This is a genomic window from Phenylobacterium sp., assembly GCF_030646615.1.
Classification (GTDB): domain Bacteria; phylum Pseudomonadota; class Alphaproteobacteria; order Caulobacterales; family Caulobacteraceae; genus Phenylobacterium.
In genome coordinates, this window is the sequence record NZ_JAUSLG010000075.1 from 14,374 (window position 1) to 39,410 (window position 25,037).

31 protein-coding genes and 1 pseudogene are annotated in these 25,037 nt (G+C 69.5%); 23 read left to right on the forward strand and 9 right to left on the reverse strand.

The genetic code is table 11. From position 1 onward, the window contains the following. Window positions 1-92: 92 nt before the first annotated feature. Window positions 93-1,919, reverse strand: coding sequence for a DNA helicase RecQ (gene recQ, locus Q7S93_RS14080; RefSeq protein WP_304714547.1), 1,827 nt, complete (start codon window positions 1,917-1,919; stop codon window positions 93-95). A gap of 76 nt (window positions 1,920-1,995) precedes the next feature. Further along, window positions 1,996-3,735, reverse strand: a complete 1,740-nt coding sequence (locus Q7S93_RS14085; RefSeq protein ID WP_304714548.1) for an N-acyl-D-amino-acid deacylase family protein — start codon at window positions 3,733-3,735, stop codon at window positions 1,996-1,998. Window positions 3,736-3,888: 153 nt separating this feature from the next. On the opposite strand from Q7S93_RS14085, the gene modA reads away from it, so the two are divergent. Genes modA through Q7S93_RS14100 form a run of 3 tightly spaced genes read left to right on the forward strand, consistent with a single transcriptional unit; the run spans window position 3,889 to window position 6,102 of the window. Next, window positions 3,889-4,698: a molybdate ABC transporter substrate-binding protein gene (gene modA / locus Q7S93_RS14090; RefSeq protein WP_304714549.1), complete on the forward strand. Its 810-nt coding sequence runs from the start codon at window positions 3,889-3,891 to the stop codon at window positions 4,696-4,698. Further along, on the forward strand, window positions 4,698-5,366 hold the full coding sequence (gene modB, locus Q7S93_RS14095) for a molybdate ABC transporter permease subunit (RefSeq protein ID WP_304714550.1): 669 nt from the start codon (window positions 4,698-4,700) through the stop codon (window positions 5,364-5,366). The genes modA and modB overlap by 1 nt, the downstream gene beginning before the upstream one ends. Then, window positions 5,359-6,102: an ABC transporter ATP-binding protein gene (locus tag Q7S93_RS14100; RefSeq protein ID WP_304714551.1), complete on the forward strand. Its 744-nt coding sequence runs from the start codon at window positions 5,359-5,361 to the stop codon at window positions 6,100-6,102. Before modB ends, Q7S93_RS14100 begins: the two co-directional genes overlap by 8 nt. Window positions 6,103-6,106: 4 nt before the next feature. Here the strand turns inward: Q7S93_RS14100 and Q7S93_RS14105 are convergent, their stop codons facing one another. After that, window positions 6,107-6,454 (reverse strand): winged helix-turn-helix domain-containing protein, encoded by a 348-nt coding sequence (locus Q7S93_RS14105; protein WP_304714552.1) that lies wholly within the window; start codon window positions 6,452-6,454, stop codon window positions 6,107-6,109. A 152-nt stretch (window positions 6,455-6,606) separates the two neighbouring features. On the opposite strand from Q7S93_RS14105, the gene Q7S93_RS14110 reads away from it, so the two are divergent. Further along, a complete protein-coding gene (locus Q7S93_RS14110; RefSeq protein WP_304714553.1) occupies window positions 6,607-6,738 on the forward strand; it encodes a hypothetical protein in 132 nt (43 codons plus the stop codon). A gap of 33 nt (window positions 6,739-6,771) precedes the next feature. On the opposite strand, the gene Q7S93_RS14115 is transcribed toward Q7S93_RS14110, so the two are convergent. Next, complete coding sequence (locus Q7S93_RS14115; protein WP_304714554.1) at window positions 6,772-7,257, reverse strand: COG3650 family protein; 486 nt, start codon at window positions 7,255-7,257, stop codon at window positions 6,772-6,774. A gap of 49 nt (window positions 7,258-7,306) precedes the next feature. On the opposite strand from Q7S93_RS14115, the gene Q7S93_RS14120 reads away from it, so the two are divergent. From Q7S93_RS14120 to Q7S93_RS14135, 4 genes are all read left to right on the forward strand, one after another. Then, window positions 7,307-8,449, forward strand: coding sequence for a DNA cytosine methyltransferase (locus tag Q7S93_RS14120; RefSeq protein ID WP_304714555.1), 1,143 nt, complete (start codon window positions 7,307-7,309; stop codon window positions 8,447-8,449). Between the two features lie 75 nt (window positions 8,450-8,524). Continuing rightward, the gene (gene cysK / locus Q7S93_RS14125; RefSeq protein WP_304714556.1) at window positions 8,525-9,514 is read left to right on the forward strand and encodes a cysteine synthase A; all 990 of its coding nucleotides are present in this window, start codon (window positions 8,525-8,527) and stop codon (window positions 9,512-9,514) included. A 40-nt stretch (window positions 9,515-9,554) separates the two neighbouring features. Further along, entirely contained in the window at window positions 9,555-9,980 is a 426-nt protein-coding gene (locus Q7S93_RS14130) for a very short patch repair endonuclease (protein WP_304714557.1), read from the forward strand. An 82-nt stretch (window positions 9,981-10,062) separates the two neighbouring features. Continuing rightward, window positions 10,063-10,353 carry a hypothetical protein gene (locus Q7S93_RS14135; RefSeq protein ID WP_304714558.1) on the forward strand — a complete coding sequence of 97 codons (291 nt, stop codon included), beginning with the start codon at window positions 10,063-10,065 and terminating at the stop codon, window positions 10,351-10,353. Here the strand turns inward: Q7S93_RS14135 and Q7S93_RS14140 are convergent. Then, a complete protein-coding gene (locus Q7S93_RS14140; RefSeq protein ID WP_304714559.1) occupies window positions 10,350-10,880 on the reverse strand; it encodes a DUF2244 domain-containing protein in 531 nt (176 codons plus the stop codon). The genes Q7S93_RS14135 and Q7S93_RS14140 overlap by 4 nt on opposite strands. A gap of 9 nt (window positions 10,881-10,889) precedes the next feature. Here Q7S93_RS14140 and nth point away from each other — a divergent pair, with 9 nt between their 5' ends. From nth to Q7S93_RS14190, 10 genes and pseudogenes are all read left to right on the forward strand, one after another. After that, a complete protein-coding gene (gene nth, locus Q7S93_RS14145; RefSeq protein WP_304714560.1) occupies window positions 10,890-11,591 on the forward strand; it encodes an endonuclease III in 702 nt (233 codons plus the stop codon). Between the two features lie 70 nt (window positions 11,592-11,661). Then, on the forward strand, window positions 11,662-13,362 hold the full coding sequence (locus tag Q7S93_RS14150; protein ID WP_304714561.1) for a lysine--tRNA ligase: 1,701 nt from the start codon (window positions 11,662-11,664) through the stop codon (window positions 13,360-13,362). Between the two features lie 45 nt (window positions 13,363-13,407). Continuing rightward, window positions 13,408-14,136 (forward strand): heme ABC transporter permease CcmC, encoded by a 729-nt coding sequence (ccmC, locus tag Q7S93_RS14155; RefSeq protein WP_304714562.1) that lies wholly within the window; start codon window positions 13,408-13,410, stop codon window positions 14,134-14,136. A 2-nt stretch (window positions 14,137-14,138) separates the two neighbouring features. Then, window positions 14,139-14,354 (forward strand): heme exporter protein CcmD, encoded by a 216-nt coding sequence (gene ccmD / locus Q7S93_RS14160; RefSeq protein ID WP_370652169.1) that lies wholly within the window; start codon window positions 14,139-14,141, stop codon window positions 14,352-14,354. Next, window positions 14,351-14,866: a DsbE family thiol:disulfide interchange protein gene (locus Q7S93_RS14165; protein ID WP_304714563.1), complete on the forward strand. Its 516-nt coding sequence runs from the start codon at window positions 14,351-14,353 to the stop codon at window positions 14,864-14,866. Before ccmD ends, Q7S93_RS14165 begins: the two co-directional genes overlap by 4 nt. A gap of 42 nt (window positions 14,867-14,908) precedes the next feature. Then, window positions 14,909-15,120 (forward strand): annotated as a pseudogene (locus tag Q7S93_RS14170) (hypothetical protein); the annotation flags it as partial. A 206-nt stretch (window positions 15,121-15,326) separates the two neighbouring features. Beyond that, entirely contained in the window at window positions 15,327-15,596 is a 270-nt protein-coding gene (locus Q7S93_RS14175) for a hypothetical protein (RefSeq protein WP_304714564.1), read from the forward strand. Window positions 15,597-15,805: 209 nt separating this feature from the next. Next, on the forward strand, window positions 15,806-16,588 hold the full coding sequence (locus Q7S93_RS14180) for a DUF3800 domain-containing protein (RefSeq protein WP_304714565.1): 783 nt from the start codon (window positions 15,806-15,808) through the stop codon (window positions 16,586-16,588). 266 nt (window positions 16,589-16,854) lie between these two features. Beyond that, window positions 16,855-17,244: a hypothetical protein gene (locus Q7S93_RS14185; protein WP_304714566.1), complete on the forward strand. Its 390-nt coding sequence runs from the start codon at window positions 16,855-16,857 to the stop codon at window positions 17,242-17,244. Further along, entirely contained in the window at window positions 17,241-17,441 is a 201-nt protein-coding gene (locus Q7S93_RS14190) for a helix-turn-helix transcriptional regulator (RefSeq protein WP_304714567.1), read from the forward strand. Before Q7S93_RS14185 ends, Q7S93_RS14190 begins: the two co-directional genes overlap by 4 nt. 11 nt (window positions 17,442-17,452) lie before the next feature. Here the strand turns inward: Q7S93_RS14190 and Q7S93_RS14195 are convergent, their stop codons facing one another. Then, window positions 17,453-18,121, reverse strand: coding sequence for a COQ9 family protein (locus Q7S93_RS14195; RefSeq protein WP_304714568.1), 669 nt, complete (start codon window positions 18,119-18,121; stop codon window positions 17,453-17,455). 178 nt (window positions 18,122-18,299) lie between these two features. Between Q7S93_RS14195 and rpsU the strand changes: the two genes are divergently transcribed. Further along, complete coding sequence (gene rpsU, locus Q7S93_RS14200; protein ID WP_300574753.1) at window positions 18,300-18,533, forward strand: 30S ribosomal protein S21; 234 nt, start codon at window positions 18,300-18,302, stop codon at window positions 18,531-18,533. 297 nt (window positions 18,534-18,830) lie between these two features. Then, window positions 18,831-20,714, forward strand: coding sequence for an ATP-dependent zinc metalloprotease FtsH (gene ftsH, locus Q7S93_RS14205; RefSeq protein ID WP_304714569.1), 1,884 nt, complete (start codon window positions 18,831-18,833; stop codon window positions 20,712-20,714). Between the two features lie 24 nt (window positions 20,715-20,738). On the opposite strand, the gene Q7S93_RS14210 is transcribed toward ftsH, so the two are convergent. Next, window positions 20,739-20,933 carry a hypothetical protein gene (locus Q7S93_RS14210; protein ID WP_304714570.1) on the reverse strand — a complete coding sequence of 65 codons (195 nt, stop codon included), beginning with the start codon at window positions 20,931-20,933 and terminating at the stop codon, window positions 20,739-20,741. 236 nt (window positions 20,934-21,169) lie between these two features. Here Q7S93_RS14210 and folP point away from each other — a divergent pair, with 236 nt between their 5' ends. Next, the gene (folP, locus tag Q7S93_RS14215) at window positions 21,170-21,964 is read left to right on the forward strand and encodes a dihydropteroate synthase (protein WP_304714571.1); all 795 of its coding nucleotides are present in this window, start codon (window positions 21,170-21,172) and stop codon (window positions 21,962-21,964) included. 12 nt (window positions 21,965-21,976) lie between these two features. Here the strand turns inward: folP and Q7S93_RS14220 are convergent, their stop codons facing one another. Together Q7S93_RS14220 and Q7S93_RS14225 are read right to left on the reverse strand one after the other, a co-directional pair. Continuing rightward, complete coding sequence (locus Q7S93_RS14220; protein ID WP_304714572.1) at window positions 21,977-22,744, reverse strand: hypothetical protein; 768 nt, start codon at window positions 22,742-22,744, stop codon at window positions 21,977-21,979. Beyond that, window positions 22,737-23,489 (reverse strand): SDR family oxidoreductase, encoded by a 753-nt coding sequence (locus tag Q7S93_RS14225; RefSeq protein WP_304714573.1) that lies wholly within the window; start codon window positions 23,487-23,489, stop codon window positions 22,737-22,739. Before Q7S93_RS14225 ends, Q7S93_RS14220 begins: the two co-directional genes overlap by 8 nt. Before the next feature lie 83 nt (window positions 23,490-23,572). Here Q7S93_RS14225 and thiD point away from each other — a divergent pair, with 83 nt between their 5' ends. Together thiD and Q7S93_RS14235 are read left to right on the forward strand one after the other, a co-directional pair. Beyond that, window positions 23,573-24,382: a bifunctional hydroxymethylpyrimidine kinase/phosphomethylpyrimidine kinase gene (gene thiD, locus Q7S93_RS14230; protein WP_304714574.1), complete on the forward strand. Its 810-nt coding sequence runs from the start codon at window positions 23,573-23,575 to the stop codon at window positions 24,380-24,382. Then, the gene (locus Q7S93_RS14235; protein WP_304714575.1) at window positions 24,379-24,960 is read left to right on the forward strand and encodes a nucleotidyltransferase family protein; all 582 of its coding nucleotides are present in this window, start codon (window positions 24,379-24,381) and stop codon (window positions 24,958-24,960) included. The genes thiD and Q7S93_RS14235 overlap by 4 nt, the downstream gene beginning before the upstream one ends. The last annotated feature ends 77 nt before the right edge of the window (window positions 24,961-25,037 follow it).

Sequence of the window (25,037 nt, forward strand, 5' to 3'; positions counted from 1 at the left end):
ATAACACAACAACCGGCATGATTGCAGTCGAATCACGTCGGGGACACTGAAGTCCGCATCCCCCCTTCGCCTGATCCTATCGATGTTGGACCTCACCCCTCAAACCCCCGCACCACCGCCAGCACGGCCTCGCCGTAGCGGGCGAGTTTGCCTTCGCCGACGCCGGAGATGGCGCCGAGCGCCCGCTGGGCGGCGGGCCTCGCCTGGGCGATCTCGGCGAGCGTCCGGTCGTGGAAGATGACATAGGGGGGCACGTGCTGGCGGGCGGCCTCCTCGCGGCGCCAGGCGCGCAGGGCTTCGAACAGGCCCTGGTCGGCGGGCGGCAGGGCCAGGTCGCTGGCGCTGGACCGGCGGCGGCCCGGGGCCTTGCGCTCGGCGCCCGGCGCGGCCTTGCGCACCGCGACCCGCCGCTCGCCGCGATAGACGGCGCGGACCCCTTCGGCGTCGCCCAGGCCGATCAGCGGGCGGTTGTCATTGGGGTCTTCCCGCAGCAGGCCCTCGAACAGCAGCTGGTCCACCAGGTCGCGCCAGGCGATCGCGCTGCGGTCCTGGCCAATGCCGAAGGTGGTGAGGCCGGCCTCGAAGTCGGACGGGTCCTTGGTCTTGCCCAGCAGGTGGTCCACCAGCCGGCCGCGACCGAAGCGCCCGCCCATCCGATGGACGGCCGAGAGCGCCTTCTGGGCGGCCTCGGTGGCGTCCTCGGTTTCCGGCGGGGACAGACAGACGTCGCACTGGCCGCAGGGCTCCACGCCTTCCTCGCCGAAATAGCGGCGGACGGCGGCGGCCCGGCACGCAGCGCCCTCCAGCATGGCGTAGAGCTGGCGAACCTTGCGCACCTGCACCTGCTTGACGCTGTCATCCATCTCCCGGCTGTCGATCCGCCGCAGGGCCCAGGCGAGGTCTGAGGCGCCATAGAGGGTGATGCCCTCGGCCGGGTCCCCGTCGCGGCCGGCCCGACCGATCTCCTGCCAATAGGCCTCGATGGAGCCCGGCGGATCGGCGTGGATGACGAAGCGGACGTCGGGCTTGTCCACCCCCATGCCAAAGGCGATGGTCGCCACCATCACCGCATCCTCGGCCTCGAGAAACGCCTCCAGCCGGTTGGCGCGCACATGCTTGTCCAGGCCTGCATGATAGGCCTGGGCGTCGACGCCCGCCTGGCGCAGGGCCTCGGCCAGCCGCTCGGTCCCGTCGCGGGAGCCGGCATAGACCACGCCTGACCTGCCTCGCCGCTCGGCCACCAGCTCCAGCACCCGCTTCTGGGCCGGGCCGGACTTGCGCTCGGCGAACAGGGCGAGCTCGGGCCTTGCGAAGCTGGCGACGAATTCCAGCGCGTCTTCCAGGCGCAGCTCGGCGCGGATGTCGTCGCGGGTCCGGGCGTCGGCCGTGGCGGTCACCGCCAGGCGCGGCACGTCGGGGAACAGGTCGGCCAGCCGGCCGAGCGTGCGATAGTCGGGGCGGAAGTCGTGGCCCCACTGGCTGACGCAGTGGGCCTCGTCGATGGCGATTAGGGCCAGCGGCGTGCGCCGCAGCCGCTCCATCATGTGCGGGGCCATCAGGCCTTCGGGCGACACATAGAGCAGGTCGAGCTCGCCGGCCTCCACGCGGCGCCAGGTCTCGGCCCGTTCGGCCGGCTCGATGGCCGAATCCAGGCGCGCGGCCGCCACCCCCGACTGCTGCAGGGCGGCGACCTGGTCGGTCATCAGCGCGATCAGCGGGGAAACCACCAGGCCGAGGCCCGGCCGCAGCATGCTGGGAATCTGGTAGCAGAGGCTCTTGCCGCCGCCGGTGGGCAGGACGGCGAGCGCGCTGCGCCCGGCCAGGGCCTCTGTGATCACCTCGCCCTGAAGGCCCCGGAAATCTGTGTGTCCGAAGGTGCGGCGCAGGACCTCCCGCGCCTCGGCGAGCGAAGCGGTCATGGCCGCCTTATGGGCTGTATCGGCGGCCGGGTTGAAGGGAAAACTGAGTTCGTCCTCAGCCCCGTCCGACTGACCGCTATTCCGCGGCCATCGCCATGGGACCAGGCTGGGCGCCTCGCAGCAGGCGGCCCGGCAGGGCGCCGGTGGGCTCGCCGTCCCGCTGGGTGACCTGGCCCGCCACCAGGGTGGCCACATAGCCCCGCGCCCGCTGGATCAGGCGGCGACCGCCGGCCGGCAGGTCATAGGCGACCTTGGGCGCCTCCAGCGTCAGGTTGGCATAGTCGATGATATTGAGGTCGGCCCGGTAGCCCGGGGCGATGACGCCGCGGTCATAGAGGCCGACGGCCCGGGCGGTGTCGCGGGTCTGCATCCGCACCATGGCCTCCAGCTCGAACCGCGGCCCGCGGGTCCGGTCCCGGGTCCAGTGGGTGAGGTTGGAGGTGGGAAACGAGCCGTCGCAGATCATGCCCACATGGGCGCCGCCGTCCGACAGGCCCGGCACCGCGTCGGGATGGCCCAGCATCTCGTAGCTGGGCGCCAGCGACCCCTCGGCATAGTTGAGGAAGGGCAGGTAGAGCATGCCCCGCCCGTCGTCGGACAACAGGTGGTCCAGGGCCACCACCTCGGGCGTCACCCCGCGCGCCCGGGCCAGGGCCGCTATGGTCTGGCGGGGGCCCGGCTCATAGTCCGGGATCTCGCCCATCAGGTACATGTTGGCCCAGTTGCGGGGCGTCGACGCCGCAAAGCCCTGCTCGGCGGTGGTGGCCTCGGCCAGCAGGGCCTCACGCACCATGGGATCGCGCAGCCGGGCGACCCGCTCAGGCAAAGGCAGGTGCGCCATGGCCCGGTAGGTCGGGTGATGGGAGAAGGGATTCAGCGTCAACTCGAAGCCGAACAGGATCCCCACCGGCCGGCCGCAGACCTGGGCCTTCATGGGCAGGCCCGCCTCGGTGGCCTCGGTGAGCGCGTCCAGCAGCAGGCGCCAGGCCTGGGGCGCCTTGGGGGCTTGGGTCAGCGAGAAGGAGAGCGGCCGGCCCGAGACCTCGACGATCCGCCGCAGCATGGCGAACTCGGCCTCGGGATCGGCGAAGTCCGACACCACCTGCAGCACGCCCTTGCCGGCCCGGGCCAGACCCATGGCGATGCCGGTCAGTTCGTCCTCGCCCGCCGTCAGGGTCGGCGTCGGCTGGCCGTCGCTGGTGCGGTGATTGAGCGTACGCGAGGTGGAGAAGCCGAGCGCCCCGGCGGCCACCGCCTGCTGCGCCAGGGTCGCCATGGCGGCGATGTCGGCGGCCGTGGCCGGCTCGCGGTTGGCGCCGCGCTCGCCCATGACGAAGACCCGCAGGGCCGCATGGGGCAGCTGGGCGGCGATGTCCACATCGAAGGCCCGCCGCGACAGGGCGTCCAGATAGTCGGGGAAGCTCTCCCAGTTCCAGGCCAGGCCCTTTGTCAGGACGGGAAAGGGAATGTCCTCCACCCCCTCCATCAGCCGGATCAGCCGGTCGTGGTCCTCTGGCCGGCAGGGGGCGAAGCCGACTCCGCAATTGCCCATGACGACGCTCGTCACCCCGTGCCAGGAGGACGGCTGCATGTGCGTGTCCCAGGTGGCCTGGCCGTCATAATGGGTGTGGATGTCGACAAAGCCCGGGGTGACGAGAAGCCCCTTGGCGTCGATCTCCTCGGCGCCGTGGCCGCGGATGTCGCCGACGGCGGCGATCCGCCCGTCCCTGATCGCCACATCGGCCTCGTAGGTGGCCGCGCCCGTGCCGTCAGCCAGGGTCCCGCCGCGCACGACGAGGTCATATGCCCGTTCCAAATTCGCCGCCTCCCTGGCGTGGGCCGGTCTTGATCGCCGGCCCTTGGACCAATTAGCGCCCTGAGGCGGCCCTTGCGTCAAGCGCGCTGTGGACTCGTGACAGGCCCTGCGGCTGCGCTATATCTCGCGGGATATTGCGGATGGAGCCCGGCCTTGCCCCACGGCGTCACACGACTGGAGCTGCTGCGCGGCCTCGCCGCCGCGGTCGGGGCCAGCGCCGTGACGGCCTGCGCCCCGGGCCAGACCCGCGCCGGACCGTCGGTGGCGGCAGCCGCCGACCTGCAGTTCGCCCTGCCCCAGGTCGCCCAGGCGTTCGAAGCCCAGGGCGGGGGCCCCCTGCGGCTGGTGTTCGGCTCGTCCGGCGCCTTCACCAGCCAGATCGAGCAGGGCGCGCCGTTCGAGATCTTCATGTCGGCCGACCGGGCCTATGTGCGGCGCCTGGCCGAGGGCGACCTGACCGAGGGCGAGGGCCAGCCCTATGCCCGCGGGCGCATCGTCCTGTTCGCGCCCCACGGCTCGGCCCTGACGGTCGATCCACAGCTGGCCGATCTGGCCGCCGCCCTGTCCGATGGCCGCGTGAGCCGGTTGGCTATCGCCAATCCCGATCACGCCCCCTATGGCCGCGCCGCCCGCGAGGCCCTGATCCATGCCGGCCTCTGGGACCTCGCCCAACCCCGGCTGGTGCTCGGCGAGAACGCCGCCCAGGCCGCCCAGTTCGCCGCCAGCGGCTCGGCCCAGGGGGGGCTGATCGCCTATTCGCTGGCCCTGGCCCCGGAATTCGCCCGCCGAGGGGCCTTCGCCCTGATCCCGGAGGCCTTTCACCAACCCCTGGACCAGCAGATGGCGCTGCTGAAAGGCGCCAGCGCCCCGGCCCGGGCCTTCTACGACTTCCTTCAAAGCTCCGCCGCCCGTGAAATCCTGGCGCGCCACGGCTTTGTCCTGCCGCAGGCCGTGGCGCCCTGATGGACTGGCCAGCCCTTGTCCTGTCGCTGAAGCTGGCCTCGGCCACGACCCTGGTCCTGCTCCCCATCGGCGTGATCCTCGGGCGGCTGCTGGCCTTCCATACATTCCGCGGCAAGCGCTGGGTGGAGGCGGCCATCACCCTGCCCCTGGTCCTGCCCCCCACCGTGCTCGGCTACTACCTGCTGATCGCGCTCGGCGTCGCCAGCCCGATCGGCCAGGCCTGGCAGGCCCTGACCGGCGAGACCCTGGTGTTCAGCTTTTCGGGCCTGCTGATCGCCTCGGTGGTGTTCAACCTGCCCTTCGCCATCCAGCCCCTGCAGCGGGCCTTCGAGGGCGTGGGCCAGGATCTGCGCCACGCCGCCTGGGTCGGCGGGCTGTCGACCCTCGCCACCTTCCGCAAGGTGGAGCTGCCCCTGGCCTGGCCGGGCCTGCTCAGCGCCCTGGTGCTGACCTTCACCCACACATTGGGCGAGTTCGGCGTGGTGCTGATGGTGGGTGGCGCGATCCCCGGCGAGACCCGCACCATCGCCATCAGCATCTATGACCGGGTGCAGGCCTTCGACACGGCAGCCGCCGGGATCATGTCGGCCTTCCTGCTGCTCTCGGCCTTCCTGGCCATCGCCGTGGTCTATGGGGTCGGCGCCCGGGCGGTGCGCCTCCGTGGCTGAGATCCCCGACACCTCAGGACCCGGCCTGCGCGTGCGCCTGGCCCAGGCCGGGCCGATTCCGCTGGCCGTCGAGCTCGCCTGTCGGCCGGGCGAACTCCACGCCATCGTCGGACCCTCCGGGGCCGGCAAGACCACCCTGCTCAAGGCCATCGCCGGCCTCTATCGGCCGCGGGAGGGCCAGATCACGTCTGGCCCATCGGTCTGGTTCGACGCCGCGGCCGGGACCTGGCTCGCCCCCCAGGCGCGGCGGGTGGGCCTGGTCTTCCAGGCCTATGCCCTGTTCCCGCACATGAGCGCCCAGGCCAATGTGGAGACCAGCCTGGCGACCCAGCCTCGCGCCGAACGCGCCGCCCGGGCGCTGGCCCTGCTGGCCCAGGTCGGCCTGGAGGATAAGGCCCATCGGCGCCCGGCCGACCTGTCCGGCGGCGAGCAGCAGCGGGTGGCCCTGGCCCGCGCCCTGGCGCGGGCCCCCGATGTCCTGCTGCTGGACGAGCCCTTCGCCGCGGTGGACCGGCGCACCCGCCGGCGGCTGCAGCAGGATCTCGTGACCCTGCGCAGGACCCTGCCGATCCCCATCCTGCTGGTCACCCACGACCTGGACGAGGCCCGCGCCCTGGCCGACCAGATGAGCGTGCTGCATGAGGGCAAGGTGCTGCAGACCGGGACGCCCGATGAGGTGATGACCCGGCCCGCCAGCGATCTGGTGGCTGATCTTCTCGACCTCACGCCCCGCTGAGGGGTCAGTCGTCCGGAGTCCGCAGCACGGCCTCGAGGGCGGCCAGGTCCTCGGCGGCCGCCGCGGCGGTCTTGGCCTGCAGGGCGCGATAGCGGCGCACGATGGTCTCGCCGAACGGGGTCAGGGTGGCGGCCCCGCCGCCACGGCCGCCCATCTGGGTCACCACCACCGGCTCGACGAACATGTGGTTGAGCCGATCGATCAGCAGCCAGGCCCGCCGATAGCTCATGCCCATGGCCCGCCCGGCCGCGGCGATGGAGCCGTGCGCGCGCACCTGCTCCAGCAGATCCACCTTGCCCGGCCCCAGGCGCTCGCCATTGGCGAAGTCGAATTTCAGGCTGATCTGGGTCACGGGCGAAGTCCATCCGGCATGGGCGGTCGATGCTCCCTCGACACCGGAGCCGGGGCAAGCCTCGCCCGGACGGGAACGGGTCCGCGCGCTGCGCCGTTTGCCTTGCCCATGACGGGGCGGAAGCCGCCGCAGTCTATTTGGAGCTTACCAACTTGGCCTTGAGAGTCCTCTTCCTCGTGATCGCCATCGGCGCAGCCATCATCGGCTTCGCCCTGCCCACGCCCGGGCAGACCGATCGCGAGCCGACGCCGGCTTCGCAGGTCGCCACCCTGGATCTGAACTGACGGATCTGACCCGGCGCGGCTGAGTCCTGCGCCTCAGCCGCCCTCCCGGGGCATGGCGTCGGCCTTGGCCGCACAGCCCGAAAGGGTCTCGTCGCCCACCTGGACCCGGGCCTGATAGACATAGGTCAGGTCCGACATCCCATCCGAACAGGCCTCCTCCCAGAGCGTCACCATCAGGTCGTCGCCGTCGGGCGTCGGCGTGCGCCAGATGGCCCGTTCGCCGTCCAGGCTTGGCCCGGGATTGGGGCCCTTGGACGAAGGGTGGTCCATTCGCTCCAGGGTGATCTCGGTCTCGGTGATCCGCAGACCCCAGAAGGGCTCGGTCCCCACGGCGCGAATCTCACCCGTGAAGGCCGCCAGCGGGTCGGCCGGGGCGCCCTGCGCATCGGCCGGCGGCGGCGCGGCGGCGCCCCCCGGCGTCCGAGGTTCGCAGGCGGCCAGCCCCAGGATCAGGGCGGGCGCGGCCAGCCAGATCAAGGGGCGATCGGGGCGGCGTCGGCTGGGGACAATGGCGCGCATGGCATGGGTCCTTCCCGTTGGGCCGGGACAGGCTAGACTCATGCCCGTCATGAGTCGAAATCCCCGGCCCACCTTCTATGAGTTCTTCGCCGGCGGCGGCATGGCCAGGCTCGGCCTGGGCGAGGCCTGGGACTGCGCCTTCGCCAACGACTTCGATCCGGTCAAGGCCCGCGCCTATCGGGCCAACTTCCCCGACGCCGAGGCCCACTTCCATGAGGGCGACGTCTGGAAGCTCTCGGCCGCAGACCTTCCGGGTCAGGCCGACCTCGCCTGGGCCTCCTCCCCCTGCCAGGACTTCAGCCTGGCCGGCGCCCGGGCGGGTCTGGCTGGCGGACGCTCCTCGGCCTTCTTCGGCTTCTGGAAGCTGGTCCAGGACCTGAACGCCGAGGGCCGCGCGCCCAGGACCATCGTCATCGAAAATGTGGTCGGCCTCTTGACCTCCCACGGGGGCGCCGACTTCCAGGCGCTCTGCCAGGCGCTCACCGACGAGGGCTATCATTTCGGCGCCCTGGAGATCGACGCCGCCCGCTTCGTGCCCCAGTCGCGGCCACGGATCTTCGTTGTGGCCACCAAGGCTGCGCCGCCCCCGTCGCTGGTCGGCGAGAGCCCCTTCCACAGCCGCGCCCTGGTCGAGGCGCAAGGCCGTCTGCCCGCCGAACTGGCGGCCCGATGGGTCTGGTGGAGGCTGCCCGCGCCGCCGGCCCGCAACACCGAGCTTTCCAGCCTGCTGGAGGACGACGGGGCGGTGGCCTGGCGCACGGCGGCCCAGACGCAACTGCTCCTGGACCAGATGTCGCCCCTGCATCGGCGGCGGTTTGACGCCGAGCGGGCCGCCAAGGGCCGCGCGGTCGGCGCCGCCTATCGGCGCATCCGCACCGAGAACGGCGTTCGGGTGCAGCGGGCCGAGGTGAGGCTGGATGGCCTGGCCGGGTGCCTGCGCACGCCCACCGGCGGCTCCTCCCGCCAGATGCTGCTGATCGCCGACGGGGGCGGCCTGCGCTCTCGTCTGGTGTCGCCGCGGGAATCGGCCCGGCTGATGGGGCTGCCGGAAACCTATGCCCTGCCCGCCTCGGCCCATGGTGCCCTGCATGTGACCGGCGACGGGGTGGCGGTCCCGGTGGTGGCCTGGCTGGCGGAAAACCTGCTTGCCGCCCTGCTTGATGTCGGATCCCGGCCGATCGCCGCCGAATGACCGGCTTACAATTGCGACCTGAACCCCTAAGTTTGCGTTCAAAGGGCAAGACACGCGAATTTTGAAGGCAGGTCCATGGACGCCACTTCCGACAAGACCTACGACGCCGAAGGCCTCCGCCGGGCGGGCCGGGGCCGGGTTTTCGACTCCATCATCGACACCATGGGCGACACCCCCCTGGTGCGCCTGCCGCGGCTGACCGCGGCGCTGCAGCCCAAGGGCGAGGTGCTGGCCAAGCTGGAATTCTTCAACCCGATCGCCTCGGTGAAGGACCGCATCGGCGTGGCCATGATCGAGGCCCTGGAAGCCCAGGGGATTCTCAAGGCCGGCTCCACCATCGTCGAGCCCACCAGCGGCAATACCGGCATCGCTCTGGCCTTCGTGGCTGCGGCCAAGGGCTATCCGCTGACCCTGGTCATGCCCGAGAGCATGTCCATCGAGCGGCGCAAGATGCTGGCCCTGATGGGCGCCAAGCTGGAGCTTACCCCCGCCGAGCGCGGCATGGCCGGCGCGGTGGCCCGGGCTCGCGAGATCGTCGAGGCGACGCCGGGCGCGGTCATGCCCCAGCAGTTCGACAACGGCGCGAACCCCCTGGTCCACCGGGTCTCCACCGCCGAGGAGATTTGGAACGACACCGACGGCAAGGTCGACGCGGTGATCTCCGGCGTCGGCACCGGCGGCACCATCACCGGGGTCGGCCAGGTGCTGAAGGCCCGCAAGGCCACTCTGAAGATGATCGCCGTCGAGCCGGAGGCCTCGCCGGTGCTCTCGGGCGGCCAGCCGGGTCCGCACAAGATCCAGGGCATCGGGGCGGGCTTCGTGCCCTCCATCCTCGACCGCAGCATCATCGACGAGGTGGTGCAGGTCTCCAATGACGACAGCTTCGCCATGGCCCGTCGGGTGGCCCGGGAAGAGGGGATTCCGGTGGGGATTTCGTCGGGCGCGGCCCTGACGGCGGCCTTCCATGTGGCGGCCCGGGACGAGATGGCGGGCAAGACCATCGTCGTCATCATTCCGAGCTTCGCCGAACGCTATCTCTCCACCGCCCTGTTCGAAGGGCTTTAGGGACGCCGGGCGGCCGGCCGGGCCCGGGTCTTGGGACGTCATGACCGACGTCTATGACGCGGACAAGCGCTCGGCCGTCATGCGGCAGGTCAAGGGCTCAGGCACGGGCCCTGAGCGCACCCTGCGCCGCCTGTTGACCAGGCTGGGCGCCCGCTATCGCCTGAACCGCAAGGACCTGCCGGGCTCGCCCGACATCGTCCTGCCCGGGCGGCGGCTGGCCATCTTCGCCCATGGCTGCTTCTGGCACGGTCACGACTGCGCCCGGGGCGCCCGCGTGCCCAAGACCAATCGCGACTACTGGCTGGCCAAGGTCGGCCGCAACCGGACCCGCGACGTGACCACGGCTGAGGCCCTGTCGGCGTCGGGCTGGCGGGTCGAGGTGATCTGGGAATGCGAGATGAAGGACGAGGCCGCCCTGGCCGAGCGCCTCGCCGCCCTGTTGCAGGCCACATCACGGAAGGCCTAGCCTTCAGATGTCGTTAACCATAAATTCAGCGCGAGAGGCCCATTTTGGGGTCGATTTCAGCCCCTGAACCCTGGTTTTCGCCTTGAGCGCGATTCGACCCCCTTTTCCGAACGCCCTGCCGGCGGCCCCCCAAGGGACGCCGCCGCCCCAGCGCAGCGCCGCCCAGAAGGCCTTCTTCGAAGCCGCGCTCGGCCGCGCCGCCCCGGCCCAGGCCCCCGCCCAGACTCAGGTCCCGACCAAGGCCACGGCGCCGGCCGCGGCGATGCAGCCGCACGCCACGCCGGTCCGCGAGGTCCCCCTGAAGGTCCGCGCCGGCGACGAGCCGCCGCAGAAGATCCTGCGTCCCGGCTCGCTGCTGGATATTCGCGTCTAGAAGCGGTTCGATCGGGCCTGCCAGATGGCGGTCTGCAGGGCGCGGGCGAAGTCGGCCCGCTCGCCCGGCGACAGGGCCGCGGCCACCTGGGCGAACTTGCCCGACAGCATCAGCTTCACCCCCACCGTCCGCTCGTCCTCCACCTCCACATCGACGCGGGTGAAGGCCGTGGGCGAGGTCCAGACCAGGGCCTGGGCCTGGGGGGTCTGGCGCAGGACGCGCACCTCGCGGGCGGTGACCTGGACGCGCTCCACCTGCTTTGCGGCCTGGAAGCTGACCAGGAAGGCCAGCGCGACGGCGCCCACATCCATGGCCAGGAAGATCGGCACCAGGGTCGCGCCCATCGACATGAAGACCGCCGCCGAGACGCAGTTCAGGGCCGTGACGATGGATATAAGGATCACGAACCCTCGCTGGGACAGCGAGCGGTTGGGGGTGATGACCGCATCCATGTAATAGGGGCCGTCCATCTTGGGCGCGATATTAGCCGCCCGCGCGGACTTGGCGAGGGGCTTTGCGCAGGGCATCAAGCCCCCATGCCTGCGCCGCCGAAGTCCGCCCCGCGAAAGCCGCCTGCGAAAAAGCCCCCGCGGCGCCTGTCGCCGGCCGAACGGGCCCGCATCGCCACCCTGTTCGAGCGGTTCGAGGACGCCGAGTCCGATCCCCGCACCGAGCTCAACTATGACAGCCCCTATACGCTGGTGACCGCCGTCGCCCTCTCGGCCCAGGCCACCGACGTCTCGGTGAACAAGGCCACCGCCCGCCTGTTCGAGGTCGCCGACACCCCGGAGAAGATGCTGGCGCTCGGCGAGGAAGGCCTGATCCCGTTCATCGCCTCCATCGGCCTGTTCCGCACCAAGGCGAAGAACGTCATCGCCGCGGCCCGCATCCTGATCGAGCAGCACGGCGGCGAGGTGCCCCTGGATCGCGAGGCCCTGCAGGCCCTGCCCGGCGTCGGGCGCAAGACCGCCAGCGTGGTGCTGAACGAGCTGAGGGTCGAGCCGGCCATCGCCGTCGACACCCATGTCTTCCGCGTCGCCCACCGGCTGAAGCTCGCCTTCGGCAAGACGCCCGACCAGGTGGAGGCCGAGCTGATGGCGGTGATCCCAGAGCCCTATCTGGTGCGGGCCCACCACTGGCTGATCCTGCATGGCCGCTATATCTGCGTCGCCCGCAGGCCCCGGTGCGACGAATGCCCCGTCGCCGACCTCTGCCCCTCGCGGGCGCTGTTTGCTTGAAGTGACCCCAGCCGGCCCGTTGGACAAATGCCGCTTGAGGCCGGCGGTCATGCGCGCTACCGCCTGAACCATGCTTCAGGGACTTTCACATTCGGCCCAAGGGGCCAAGAGCTGGCCGTTCGAACAGGCCCGTGGCCTGCTGGCGCGGATCCTGCGCCTGCGGCTGACCGACGCCGAGCGGGATCTGGCCGCCACCCTCATCGCCGCCGGCAAGGCCCGCGAGGCCGTCGCCACCCTGGAGCCCCTTCAGCGGTCGGTCATCTTCGAGACCGGCTATGGTCCATCCGGCCTGCCCCATGTGGGCACCTTCGGCGAGGTGGCGCGGACCACCATGGTGCGCACCGCCTTCCGGGCGCTCACCGACGACGCCATTCCCACCCGGCTGATCGCCTTCTCCGACGACATGGACGGCATGCGCAAGGTCCCGCCCGGCCTGCCCAACCAGGAGATGCTGCAGGAGGATCTGGAAAAGTCGCTCAGCGTGGTCCGCGACCCCTTCGGGACCCATGAGAGCTTTGCGGCCCACAACAACGCCCGGCTGCGCGCCTTCCTGGACGGATTCGGCTTCGACTACGAGTTCATGTCGTCCACCGAGGCCTATCGCTCCGGCCGGTTCGACGCGACCCTGCTGGTCGCCCTGGAGCGGTTCGACGCCATCCAGAAGATCATGCTGCCGACGCTGGGCGAAGAGCGCCGCGCCACCTATTCGCCCTTCCTGCCGGTCAGCCCCAGGACCGGCAAGGTGCTGCAGGTCCCGACCCTGGAGCGCCATGTCGATCGCGGGACCATCGTCTTCGCCGACGAGGATGGCGAACGGGTCGAGGTTCCGGTCACCGGCGGCCATGTGAAGATGCAGTGGAAGCCTGACTGGGCTCTGCGCTGGGTCGCCCTTGGCGTCGACTATGAGATGGCCGGCAAGGACCTGATCGACTCGGTCAAGGTCTCCAGCCAGGTCTGCAAGGTGCTGGGCGGAACCCCGCCCGAGGGCTTCAACTACGAGCTGTTCCTCGATGAGGGCGGCCAGAAGATCTCCAAGACCAAGGGCAACGGCTTCTCGATGGAGGAGTGGCTGCGCTACGCCACGCCCGAAAGCCTGGCCTATTACATGTTCCAGTCGCCCAAGTCGGCCAAGCGGCTGCACTTCGACGTGGCCCCCAAGGCGACCGACGAGTACCTGCAGCAGCTGGACGCCTTCAACCGCAAGAAGGCCGAGGGCGCCAACGAACCGCAGATCGACAACCCAGTCTGGCACGTCCATCGGGGCGATCCGCCGGTCGAAGGCGCGCCGATCTCGTTCGCCCTGATGCTGAACCTCGTCTCGGCGGCCAACGCCTCCACCAAGGAGATCCTCTGGGGCTTCCTCAGCCGCTACATCCCGGGCGCGACGCCCGAGACCTATCCGCTGCTGGACCGGCTCGCGGGCTATGCGCTCAACTATTACGAGGACTTCGTGAAGCCCGCGAAGACCTTCCGCGCCCCCACCGATCAGGAGCGCGCGGCGATCGAGGACCTGGCCGCCCGCCTGCGCGCCCTGCCGGCAAGCGCCGACGCCGAGGCGATCCAGAACGAGGTGTTCGAGGCCGGCAAGGCCGGGGGCTTCGAGCCCCTGCGGGCCTGGTTCACGGCCCTGTATGAAGTCCTGCTCGGCCAGAGCCAGGGGCCGCGCTTCGGCTCCTTCGTGGCCATCTTCGGGGTCGAGCGCACCTTGGAGCTGATCGACAAGGCCCTGGCCGGCGATCTGGCGGCGGTAGATGACGTCGCACCGGCCTAGCGACGCCTTGCGGCGGCTGGGCTCTAGGGGCTAATTGCCCACGCCATGATCCCAGCGCCGGCCTTCCTGTCCAATCCCGAACGGTTCATGGCGTTCTCCCGCTGGGCCGCGCCGATGTTCGGCATGATCGCCGGCGTCCTGGCCCTGGCCGGCCTCTCTCTCGGCTTCGCCGCGCCCGAGGACTATCAGCAGGGCGACACGGTGCGGATCATGTTCATCCATGTGCCCGCCGCATGGATGAGCCTGTTCGTCTATGCCTGTCTCGGGACCGCCAGCTTCCTGTCCCTGGTCTTCCGTCATGCCCTGGCCGATGCCGCAGCCCAGGCCGCAGCGCCCCTCGGCGCCGCCTTCACCGCGCTGGCGCTCGTCACCGGGTCCCTGTGGGGCCGGCCCATGTGGGGCGCCTGGTGGGTGTGGGACGCGCGGATGACCTCGGTGCTGGTGCTGTTCCTGTTCTACGTCGCCTATATGGCGCTCCGCGCCGCCTTGGATGACGAGGCCAAGGCCGCCCGGGCCGGGGCGATCCTGGCCCTGGTGGGCGTGGTCAACCTGCCCATCGTCAAGTTCTCGGTGGACTGGTGGAACAGCCTGCACCAGGGCGCCTCGGTGTTCCGCGCCGACGGCCCCACCGTGGCCGACGTCTTCCTCTATCCCCTGCTGCTGATGGGCCTGGCCTATATGTCGGCCTTCGGGTCGCTCTGGCTGGTGCGCATCCGCGGCGAGGTGTGGCGCCGCCGGGCCGAGGCCCTGGCGCTCCGCGCGGCGAGGGCCTGACCATGTTCGGCATGCTCGATTTCGACGCCAGCCCCTATGGCGCCTATGTGTGGCCAGCCTTCGCCATCACCGCGCTGGTCTTCGCCGGCATGATCGCCACGTCGCTGGCCCATGCCCGCCGCTGGCGCGCCCGCACCGAGATCCTGCGCCAGACCGCAGAAGCCGCCGAGGCTGCGCGCCGCCCGGCCCCCGAAATCCAGGAAGCGCCCGCCCCATGAGCCGCTGGCTGGCCATCCTGCCGCTTGTGGCCCTGGTGGCGCTCGGCCTGCTGTTTGGCCTCTATTCCCTGAACCGCGACCCCCAGGTGCAGCCCGACGCCATGGTCGGCAAGCCCGTCCCGGTCCTGGCCCTGCCCGCCCTGGCCGACGGCCGCCCGACAGCCCTGGCCGAAGCGCTCGGCGGCCAGCCCGTGCTGGTCAACTTCTTCGCCTCCTGGTGCCCGCCGTGCGAGGTGGAGCATCCGGTGCTGATGGAGCTGGAAGCCGCCGGCGTCCCGATCATCGGCATCGCCTACAAGGACGCCCCGCCCAATACCGAAGCCTTCCTGGCCCGCCTGGGCGACCCCTTCGCCACCCACCTGGTGGACCGCGACGGCCGCGCCGGCGTCGAATTCGGCGTCACCGGCGTGCCGGAGACCTACCTGGTCGGCGCCGACGGCGTGATCCTGGCCAAGCACGCGGGACCGCTGAGCGCGGAGGATGCGGCGGCGCTGTGGGGGATGCGGGAGTAGGGGGCTCGGCCGCGCCCGCTTTGTGGTCGCGGACGTCAAGATGGACACCATCAGCACTGCGGTTCGCAGCATCTGCAACGCTACATGGCCGAGTTCGACTTCCGTAATTCCAATCGCTCCGCCCTTGGCGTGACGACACCATCGCTACCGACGAAGCCCTGCGTGGGATTGGCGGCAAGCGCCTGACCTATCGGAAGCCGCGCACGCTTAGGCAAAAGGCGCAGCGAATCCAAAGGCTTAGGAAAAAGCTGTGAGGGCATTGTGGGCGCATCGGCACGTGCCAATCAGCACGCGCGCGAATCACGCCTAGAATGAAGGCGTCGGGCGCTACCAACACCCGACGCCAACTGCAACCTGCCGGGTGGCGGCGGTCGCATCTTCCAAGGGGGGAGACTCCCCCGAAACGCCCGAGTTCGTCAACGCCACCCGGCCACTTTTCTGCCCTGAGGAGGGGCGGGACATGGCCTACTACGTCATCACGTACGACCTGATGAACCAGAAGAACTACGCCAAACTAACGGCGGAGCTTGAGCGGCTTGCGGCCGCCAAGGTGGCGCTTTCCGTCTGGTTGCTGGAACGGTTCCAGACCAATCAATTCGGTCTGCGCGACCACTTGCTCAAGTTCATCGACAATGACGACAAGCTGGTTGTCATTGAGTTTGAGAAGTGCCCAGCGTGGGTGCGCGCCCTTCCAGAGGGCCGGAAATGGATTGAGGCGCGCTTCCCTTAGGCGGCGCGTTCACTTCCGGCGACGCCTTCGGGCCTCGCCCCATTTCACCACCTACCGGACGCCCCCGCTTACGCCCCGGTTCGGGCTTGGAGTGCCCCTTGTGGGGCGTGTTCACCAGGTTGCCGAGGACGCGCTGAAACTCCGCGTCTGCGTCTTCTCGCTTGTCGTCTTCAAGGTCACTATCGGGCATGGGCCGACCACACTTTCGAATGTACATTGATGAATGCGGAACGGATGACGTCGCAAGTTGTCACCTACTGCCGCACCGACACTTGGCTCTGACAGGCGTTGTCGTAGCCGTCGATCATATGCGCGAAAAGGGCGCCCCGTGGCTTCAGCGGCTCAAGGACAAGCACTTCCCGCACGTTGACCCTGACGGGCCACCCATCGTCCTCCACAGAAGCGACTTTGTTGCCGCCAAAAAGGAGTTTCATACGCTGAGCGATGAAGCCCGCATGGCCAGCTTCATCGCAGATCTGATGTTGTACCTCACAGCAGTCGAACACTGCGTCATGACCGTCGTGCTGGACAAAGAGGCGATGCTTCACAAGGCTTATTGGAGCAACAAGGAGCCCTACCACTACTGCGCGGAGGTTCTGGCCGAAAAGTTCGTCCAATACCTCGAAAGGCGCAACGGTGTAGGCGACGTATTTGCGGAGAGCCGCCAGCACCGCAAGAACAACGCCTTGGCGGCAGCCTTCCGAGGCGTCTGCGAGGCGGGAACGCGTTACGTCAGCGATCCAGCCCGTTTTGCAGAGCGCCTAAATACCTTCGAGATCAAGTTCCGAGACAAAAAGGACAACGTCGCCGGCCTTCAGATCGCTGACATATATGCGAAGCCTAGTTTTGACCGCGTGATGTTCGAGCGAGACCGAACCCACGAACGAAAGCCACTCTCCGCAGCTATCGGGGAGTTGCTCTATGAGAAAAAATACGACCGCTCCGCGGGGACGGGAGCCCGCATGGGCTACGGCATGAAGTACCTGCCATAACAAAAGCGGGGCCGAAGCCCCGCTCGATGGATTTTGTACCATCTGTTACCGGCCGCCCGTAGGCACCGGATTACGTTAATCCTATCACGAAACAAACTGAACGCAAGTCCGGATCAGCGATTCACCGATCTGTCAAGCCCGCGCGACGCACCCCTGGAACTCAACCATCCCGGCGACCCCCGCCTGCTCTGTCACGTATATAATGTCAGGTTGACCTTACACCCCCTCTATGTCAGGCTGACCTGACATTCACGGAGGCCGAGCCCATGTCCGCCACCCCTGCCGACCGGCGCTATATCCGGCGCACCGCCGCCTTCATGACCGGCTACGCCGCGATCAACATCGCCGCCATCACCGGGGCCTTTGACGATATCGGGGCGCGGGCGGCCTGGGTGCTGGCCCTGGCGGTGGCGGCGCCGGTGGCCGGGCAGATCTGGGCGGTGCTGGTCTGGATGCGTGACAGCGACGAGTTCGTCCGGGCGCTTGCGGCCAAGCGGTTCGTCATCGCGGCGGGCGCGGCCATGGCCCTGTTCTCCGCCTGGGGGTTCCTGGAGACCTATGCGGGCGCGGCGCATGCGCCGGGCTGGCTGATCTATCCCCTGTTCTGGGCGGCGTTCGGCCTGGTCACCCCCCTGGTGCGGAACAGCCGAGCGTGAAGAACCGCCTGCGCGAGTTGCGCACCGCCCGCGGCTGGACCCAGGCCGAGCTTGGCCAGCGGCTGGGGGTGTCGCGCCAGGCGGTCATCGCCCTGGAGAGCGACCGCCACGACCCCTCCCTGGACCTGGCCTATCGCATCGCCGTCCTGTTCGAGACGTCCGTCGAGGCGGTGTTCGAAAACCCCCACCGGGCTTGAGGGGCGCCCGTTCACCCGTAGCGCATGCGGCCGAGCGTTTGGGCCAGGCCCTTGAGCGCCAGGGACGGGCGGATCCTGGTGGTCGCCTTCCACTTTTCGAAGCTCATCACATTGGCGATGCGGGCGTCGACAAAGGCCATGGACGCCGCGCGGCCCGAATGCAGCCGGAGGGCGAGGGCCGCCGAGAGGATGCCCGAGAGGATGGCGCGCTTGGAATAGTGGTTCTCGTCGGTGGCCGTGTCACCCGCCCAGCGCCAGAGCTGGTCGGCGCTGTCCCACAGCAGGCGCCCGCCCAGCGCCAGGTTCTGCGGCAGGGCCAGGAAGCCGGTCCAGCGGCGCACGGCGGCCTCGTCCTGGCCCGCCGCGTCCAGGCGGGCCTCGACGCCCGCGCGGATGCGCTCGCGGATCTTCAGGCTCGTGGGATCGGTCCCGGCCAGGGCGGCCAGGGCGCGGCGGTCATGGCGGCGGGCCAGCAGGGCGGCCAGGTCGGCGGCGCCATTAGGCAGCAGAAGCTCGGTCTCGCCGGCGCTGAGGCCCACATCGGCGCCGGCGCGGGTCGCCAGGCGCTGGGTCCAGCCCTCGTGAGCGACATGGGCGAGGGCGGCGTCCAGGACTTTGTCCTCGGTCTCGCGGGCCCAGGCGTCGGGATCAGGGGTCGAGGCGGGAGCGGCTTGCGTCATGGCGCCATTCTAACCATGGCGAATGCCGTCGTCTTCCGTGGACATAGGCCAAGCCTTCTGCTATTTCGCCGCCCTCGGCTCCGGAGCGGTCGCTTTCGGGGCTATTTCGTATTTTTGTTTCACCGCCACCGCCATGTGCGCCGGGTGGCGCAACGGCAGGCAGGCAGGAGAGAGTCCCCTGGTTCAGATTTTCGTCCGCGACAACAATGTCGACCAGGCCCTCAAGGCCTTGAAGAAAAAAATGCAGCGCGAAGGCTCGTTCCGCGAGATGAAGCGCCACGTGCATTACGAGAAGCCCTCGGAAAAGCGCGCCCGCCAGAAGGCCGAGGCCGTGCGCCGCGCCCGCAAGCTGGCCCGCAAGCGCGCCCAGCGCGAAGGCCTGATCGCGGCCCCCAAGCCGCGCGCCCGCTAGGACGCCGAACGGGACGGCCCTGCGCCATCCCGGCACGATGAATTGAGATGAGGCCGCGCAGTTCGCTGCGCGGCCTTTCTCATTTGAGCGGCAGGCTTCTCCGCCCCCGCCCTGGCGGCCTGATGTCTTGAGCGCGTTCGGCGCCGATAACCGGTTCCCACTTATCGGAACGCGCTCTAGGGCCAAGCTTCCGTCCGCGGCCAGCCGTCACCCTGGCCCGGCCCTTGCTGGTGAATCCGCTCAGGCCATCCTATCTTAGTCTGAACCTGAGTTTTCCCGAGACGGAACAAGAAGCACATGAACATGCGCAATATGGCGATCTGGGGCGTCATCGTCGTCGTCCTGATTGGCCTCTACAGCATGATGAGCGGCGGTGGTCAGGCGGCCAACGCCCGCGAGATCACCTATTCCCAGTTGCTCGACCGGATCAACGCCGGCCAGGTGGCCTCGGCGGTGATCCGCGGCTCGGCCGTCGAGGTGCGTGACGCCCAGGGCGAGGCCTTCACCGCCGTCACCCCCAACAACCAGGATGACCTGGTCAGCCGGCTGGAGGCCCAGAACGCCGATATCTCGGTCAAGCCGGCCGGCGGCTTCACCCTGGTGGGCTTCCTGCTGCAGAGCCTGCCCATCCTGCTGCTGATCGGGGTGTGGATCTTCTTCATGCGCCAGATGCAGGGCGGCGCCCGCGGGGCCATGGGCTTTGGCAAGTCCAAGGCCAAGATGATGACCGAGAACAAGAACCGGGTGACCTTCGACGACGTGGCCGGCGTCGACGAGGCCAAGGAAGAGCTGACCGAGATCGTCGACTTCCTGAAGGACCCGCAGAAGTTCCAGCGCCTGGGTGGCAAGATCCCCAAGGGCGCCCTGATGGTCGGCCCTCCGGGCACCGGCAAGACCCTGCTGGGCCGCGCCGTGGCCGGCGAGGCCGGCGTGCCCTTCTTCTACATCTCCGGTTCGGACTTCGTGGAAATGTTCGTCGGCGTCGGCGCCAGCCGCGTGCGCGACATGTTCGAGCAGGCCAAGAAGAACGCGCCCTGCATCATCTTCATCGACGAGATCGACGCCGTGGGCCGCCACCGTGGCGCAGGCCTGGGCGGCGGCAATGACGAGCGCGAGCAGACCCTGAACCAGCTGCTGGTGGAGATGGACGGCTTCGATCCGTCCGAGGCCATCATCGTCATCGCCTCGACCAACCGCCCCGACGTGCTGGACCCGGCCCTTCTGCGGCCCGGCCGGTTCGACCGCCAGGTGGTGGTGTCGAACCCCGATATCGGCGGGCGCGAGCGCATCCTGCGCGTCCACATGAAGAACGTGCCCCTGGCCGCCGATGTGGACGTCAAGACCGTGGCCCGCGGCACGCCGGGCTTCTCCGGCGCCGACCTGGCCAATCTGGTCAACGAGGCCGCCCTGATGGCCGCGCGCAAGAACCGCCGCATGGTCACCCAGCGCGATTTCGAGGACGCCAAGGACCGGGTCATGATGGGCGCTGAGCGCAAGTCCATGGCCATGACCGATGATGAGAAGCGTCTGACCGCCTATCACGAAGGCGGCCACGCCCTGCTGGCCCTGAACGTCCCGGCCACCGATCCGGTGCACAAGGCCACCATCATCCCCCGTGGCCGGGCGCTCGGCATGGTGATGCAGCTGCCCGAGCGAGACCAGCTGTCCATGTCCTACGAGCAGATGACCTCGCGCCTGACCATCCTGATGGGCGGCCGCATGGCCGAGGAGCTGATCTTCGGCAAGGACAAGATCACCTCGGGCGCCTCATCCGACATCGACCAGGCCACCCGCCTGGCCCGGGCCATGGTCACCAAGTGGGGCTTTTCCGACAAGCTCGGCGTGGTCTCCTATGGGGAGAACCAGGACGAGGTCTTCCTGGGCCATTCGGTGTCGCGCACCCAGAACGTCTCCGAAGAGACCGCCCGGCTGATCGACCAGGAGGTCAAGGCCCTGGTGCAGAACGCCTTCGACGAGGCCCGTCGCATCCTGACGGAAAAGATCGACGAGCTGCACATCCTGGCCAAGGCGCTGCTGGAGTACGAGACCCTCAGCGGCGACGAGATCATCAATGTGATCAAGGGCGTCGCGCCCAAGCGCGAAGAGGCCGACAGCCCCCGCGTGCTCGGCCCGGCCGTGGCGGTTCCGATCTCGCCCCGTCCGGGCCCTGAGCCCGCCTGATCCCCGGCCGCCTGGGGCGGGGCTTCAGCCCTGCTCCAGGCGCTTGGCGGCCTCGGCCACCACCTGGCGGCCCCAGCTGGTGAGGTCGCGTCGCTCAAGTTTTTCAAGGGCCGCTGAGTGGGCCGCCTCGCCGAAGCGTCGGCGCAGATACGCCGCCTCTTCGGTGGCCTCGTGCTGGAGGCGCTTTCGACGCCTCAGATACCGTATCGGGCCTATCATTTTAAACGCTCTTCCGCTCCCCCAAGCGTCACCGTCTCACCCGTACCCCCCTACACCAGGGTTGTGACATGCACGTCGCGCCCAGAGTGAGCACTTTCAGTATTTCTCCTTCGGCGCCGCAGCGATTGGCGCCAATTTACCTTGGACGGTAAGGGAATAGGCGTTGGAAAAACTACAACCTCAAGAGGCGTGACTTTCCTGTGACGAGAGCCCCGCCCCCCGCACGGCCTCTGGTCATGGGAATTCTCAACCTGACCCCGGACAGCTTTTCCGACGGCGGCCGGCACGGCGATCTGGCCGCCGCCCGGGCGCAGGCCCAGCGCCTGATCGCCCAGGGCGCCGACCTGCTCGACATCGGCGGGGAATCCACCCGGCCCGGCGCCGATCCGGTGAGCGCCGAGGACGAGATCGCCCGAATCCTGCCGCTGATCACAGCCCTGCGCACGGCCGGCGACATCCCCCTGTCGGTCGACACCATGAAGCCGCAGGTGGCCCGGGCGGCGGTGGCGGCGGGCGCGACCATCTGGAACGATGTCGCAGCCCTGCGTTATGCCCCAGACGCCTGCGACGTGGCCGCCGAGCTGGGTTGCCAGGTGGTGCTGATGCACATGCAGGGCGAACCGCGCACCATGCAGGCTGCCCCTCACTACGATGACGTCGTCGCCGAGGTCTGCGCCTTCCTGACCGAGCGCGCACAGGCCGCCATGGCGGCCGGCGTGGCGCGGGACAAGATCTGGATCGACCCCGGCATCGGCTTTGGCAAGAGCCTGGACCATAACCTCGCCCTGTTGGCCCGTCTGGACGCCGTCGTCGCCCTGGGCTTTCCGGTCCTCCTGGGCGCCAGCCGCAAGCGGTTCATCGCCGCCCTGCACCCGGCCGCAGACGCCCCCGACGCCCGGGCGCCGGGTTCGATCGCCGCGGCCCTGGCCGGCGCTCAGGCCGGGGTCGCGGCCGTGCGGGTGCATGATGTGGGAGACACCGCCCAGGCTCTCGATGTCTGGACGGCGATCGCGCGAGCCCGCCTGACCTGACGTTCTGGGCGCTCAGCCGAGACTGAAGTGCGTATAGAAGCGCTCCACCGGCGCCGTGACCCGCAGGGGCCGCAGAGGGAATGCGCGCCAGGGCGCCTGCGGATCGAGACGCTTGAGCGCCGTCATGAAGGCCGCCCGCCTCTCGGGATGGACAGCGCCAGAATGGGTCAGAAACTGGCCCCAGCTGGAGGTTCCGCTCAGGCGGACCTCCCCCGCCTCGGTCGCCGACGCGGTGTAGTCGGTCGGGAAGAGCCGACGGTAGGCCTCCAGATTGTAGAGCCAGGAGGAGCCGACGACGACCTCGGCCTCCGGCGCCGTCCGTCGCAGATGGGCGAACATCCGCGCCAACTCCGAACGTCGTGCCGGGACCTTGGACCGCGCCAGAGGGCCGACGCCATCGATGCTGTCGTGATTGTTGAAGTGGATGCGCACCACGCCGGCCTCTGGCGGGTCATAGCTGAAGCAGCCGAAACGGACCCTGTTCGGTTGCGGCGGTTCGTCCGGGGCGGCGGCCAGCACGCGCATGGTCCAGTCGAGCCGGGCCTGCGCATCCGGCAGCGCTTCCATCGGCCCTGAATAGTCCCGCCACTCTGGATGCGGCGATGAGGTCGAGGCGTCGCCCAGGCCTAGCCGGCGGTGCAGATTGGTGAAGTCACGAACAGCCTCGCCCAGGGGCCGGCCGCTCAGGCGTGAAACTTCCTCGGCGAAGCTCAGCTGCAGCGCGAAGTACTCCCTGAACACTTCGGCCCGAGCGCGCCGGGCGTCGTCGACTTCAACCACGGCCGATAAAGGGCATGTCGGTGGCCATGACGGTCATGAACTGGACATTGGCGTCCAGCGGCAGGCCAGCCATGAAGACCACCGCCTGGGCGACGGCGGCGACATCCATCATCGGCTCGGCCCTGAGGCTTCCATCGGCCTGGGGCACGCCCCTGGCCATGGCGGCGGTCATCTCGGTGGCGGCGTTGCCGATGTCGATCTGACCGCAGGCGATGCCGTAGGCCCGGCCATCCAGGCTGGTGGATTTCGTCAGGCCGGTGACCGCATGCTTGCTGGCCGTATAGGCCACCGATCGCGGCCGGGGCGAATGGGCCGAGATCGAGCCATTGTTGATGATCCGGCCGCCCCGGGGGTCCTGGTCCTTCATCAGCCGGAAGGCGCCCCGGGTGCAGAGGAAGGCGCCGGTGAGATTGACGTCGATGGCCCGCCGCCAGGCCTTCAGCGACAGGTCCTCCAGGGGAACCGGCGGCGCGCCGGTCCCGGCATTGTTGAACAGCACATCCACCCGGCCGAACCTGGCCTTCACCGCAGCGAACAGCCCGTCCACCTGGTCCTCGTCGGTGACGTCGGCGGGGTGGACCAGGACGTCCTCCGCCGCCAGCCCCATGGCCGTGGCCTCCAGGGCCTCGCGGCGACGGCCGGTGAGCGCGAGGCCATAGCCCGCCTCGTGCAGGGCCAGCGCACAGGCCCGCCCGATTCCAGAACCGGCCCCGGTGACCAGGGCGAACTTGGCGCGTGTCGTCATGGCGCCAGCCTCGCGCGATGGGCGTCTGTGGGCAAGGCCGTCTCGCCCCTCGTCAGGGGCCGGCGGATATGGAAAAAGCGGCCATGACCTCCTCCACACCCTCCCTTGGCCGGGTCCTGATCATCGCCGGCTCCGACTCAGGCGGCGGCGCCGGCATCCAGGCCGACCTGAAGACCGTCATGGCCCTGGGGGGCTATGGCGCCACCGCCATCACCGCCGTCACCGTGCAGAACACCCTGGGGGTGAGCGCCGTCCATCCGATCCCGGTGGAGATCGTCCTGGCCCAGGCCAGGGCGGTGCTGGGCGATATCGGCGCCGATGCGATCAAGACCGGCATGCTCGGCGATGTGGCCATGGTCGAGGCCGTCGCGGGCCTGCTGGACGAGGCCGCGGGCCTGCCCGCGGTCATCGATCCCGTCATGATCGCCAAGGGCGGCGCGGCCCTGCTGCCCGATGACGCCATATCTGCGGTGCGCAGCCTGCTGGTCCCCCGCGCCGGCCTGCTGACCCCCAACGCCCCCGAAGCCGAGGCCCTGACCGGCCTTGCGGTGGAGAGCCTGGACGACCAGCGTCGGGCCGGGGCGGCCCTGCTGGAGCTGGGCGCCGGGGCGGTGCTGATGAAGGGTGGCCATGTGGCCGGCGAGCGGGTGGTCGACCTGCTGCTGACGCCCGTCGGCGAGACCGTGTTCGAGACCGACCGCCAGGACACCCGCCATACCCACGGCACCGGCTGCACCCTGGCCTCGGCCTGCGCCACGGGCCTCGCCCAGGGCCTGCCGCTCTCCACCGCCGTAGCCCAGGCCTGGGCCTATGTGCAGGAGGCCATGGCCAGCGCGCCGGGCCTGGGGAAGGGGCACGGGCCCCTGGACCACGGCTGGACTCTGCGCCGATGAGCGCGAGCGAGGCCGAACTGGAACAGCGGCTGACCGACATCCTGCGCGCCGCCCCCAGCCTGATGGGGGTGATGGAGACCGCCCGGGAGCTGGCCCTGCCCGACTGGATGATCTTTTCCGGCGCCATCTACCAGAAGGCGCTGAACCACCTGACCGGCCGCGATCCCGACTATGGGCTGAAGGACTACGACCTGGGCTATTTCGACGCCGCCGACCTCAGCTGGGAGGCCGAGGACCTCGCCATCCGGCGGGCGGCGGCGGCCTATCCCCCGCCCCTGGACGCCCTGGTGGAGGTCCGCAACCAGGCCCGGGTGCATCTGTGGTTCGAAGACCGGTTCGGCGAGCCCTATGCGCCGCTGACCTCCAGCGCCGAGGCCCTGACCCGCTTCACCTCGACCATGTTCGCCGTCGGCGCCCGGCTGGAGCGCGACGGGACCCTGCGCCTCTTCGCCCCCTTCGGGCTGTCGGACCTGTTCGCCCTGCGGCTGGTCCCCAACCCCTTGCGGGAAACGCGAGGCTTTGCCCGGACGGCGGCGGCGGCCCAGGCCCGCTGGCCGGAACTGACCCTCCAGGCCTGAGACGAGGGCAAGCTTTGCCTTGATGGCGGCGCAGACCGGGCATAACTGGGCGGGACAACCCCAGCGGCGAGCCCTTC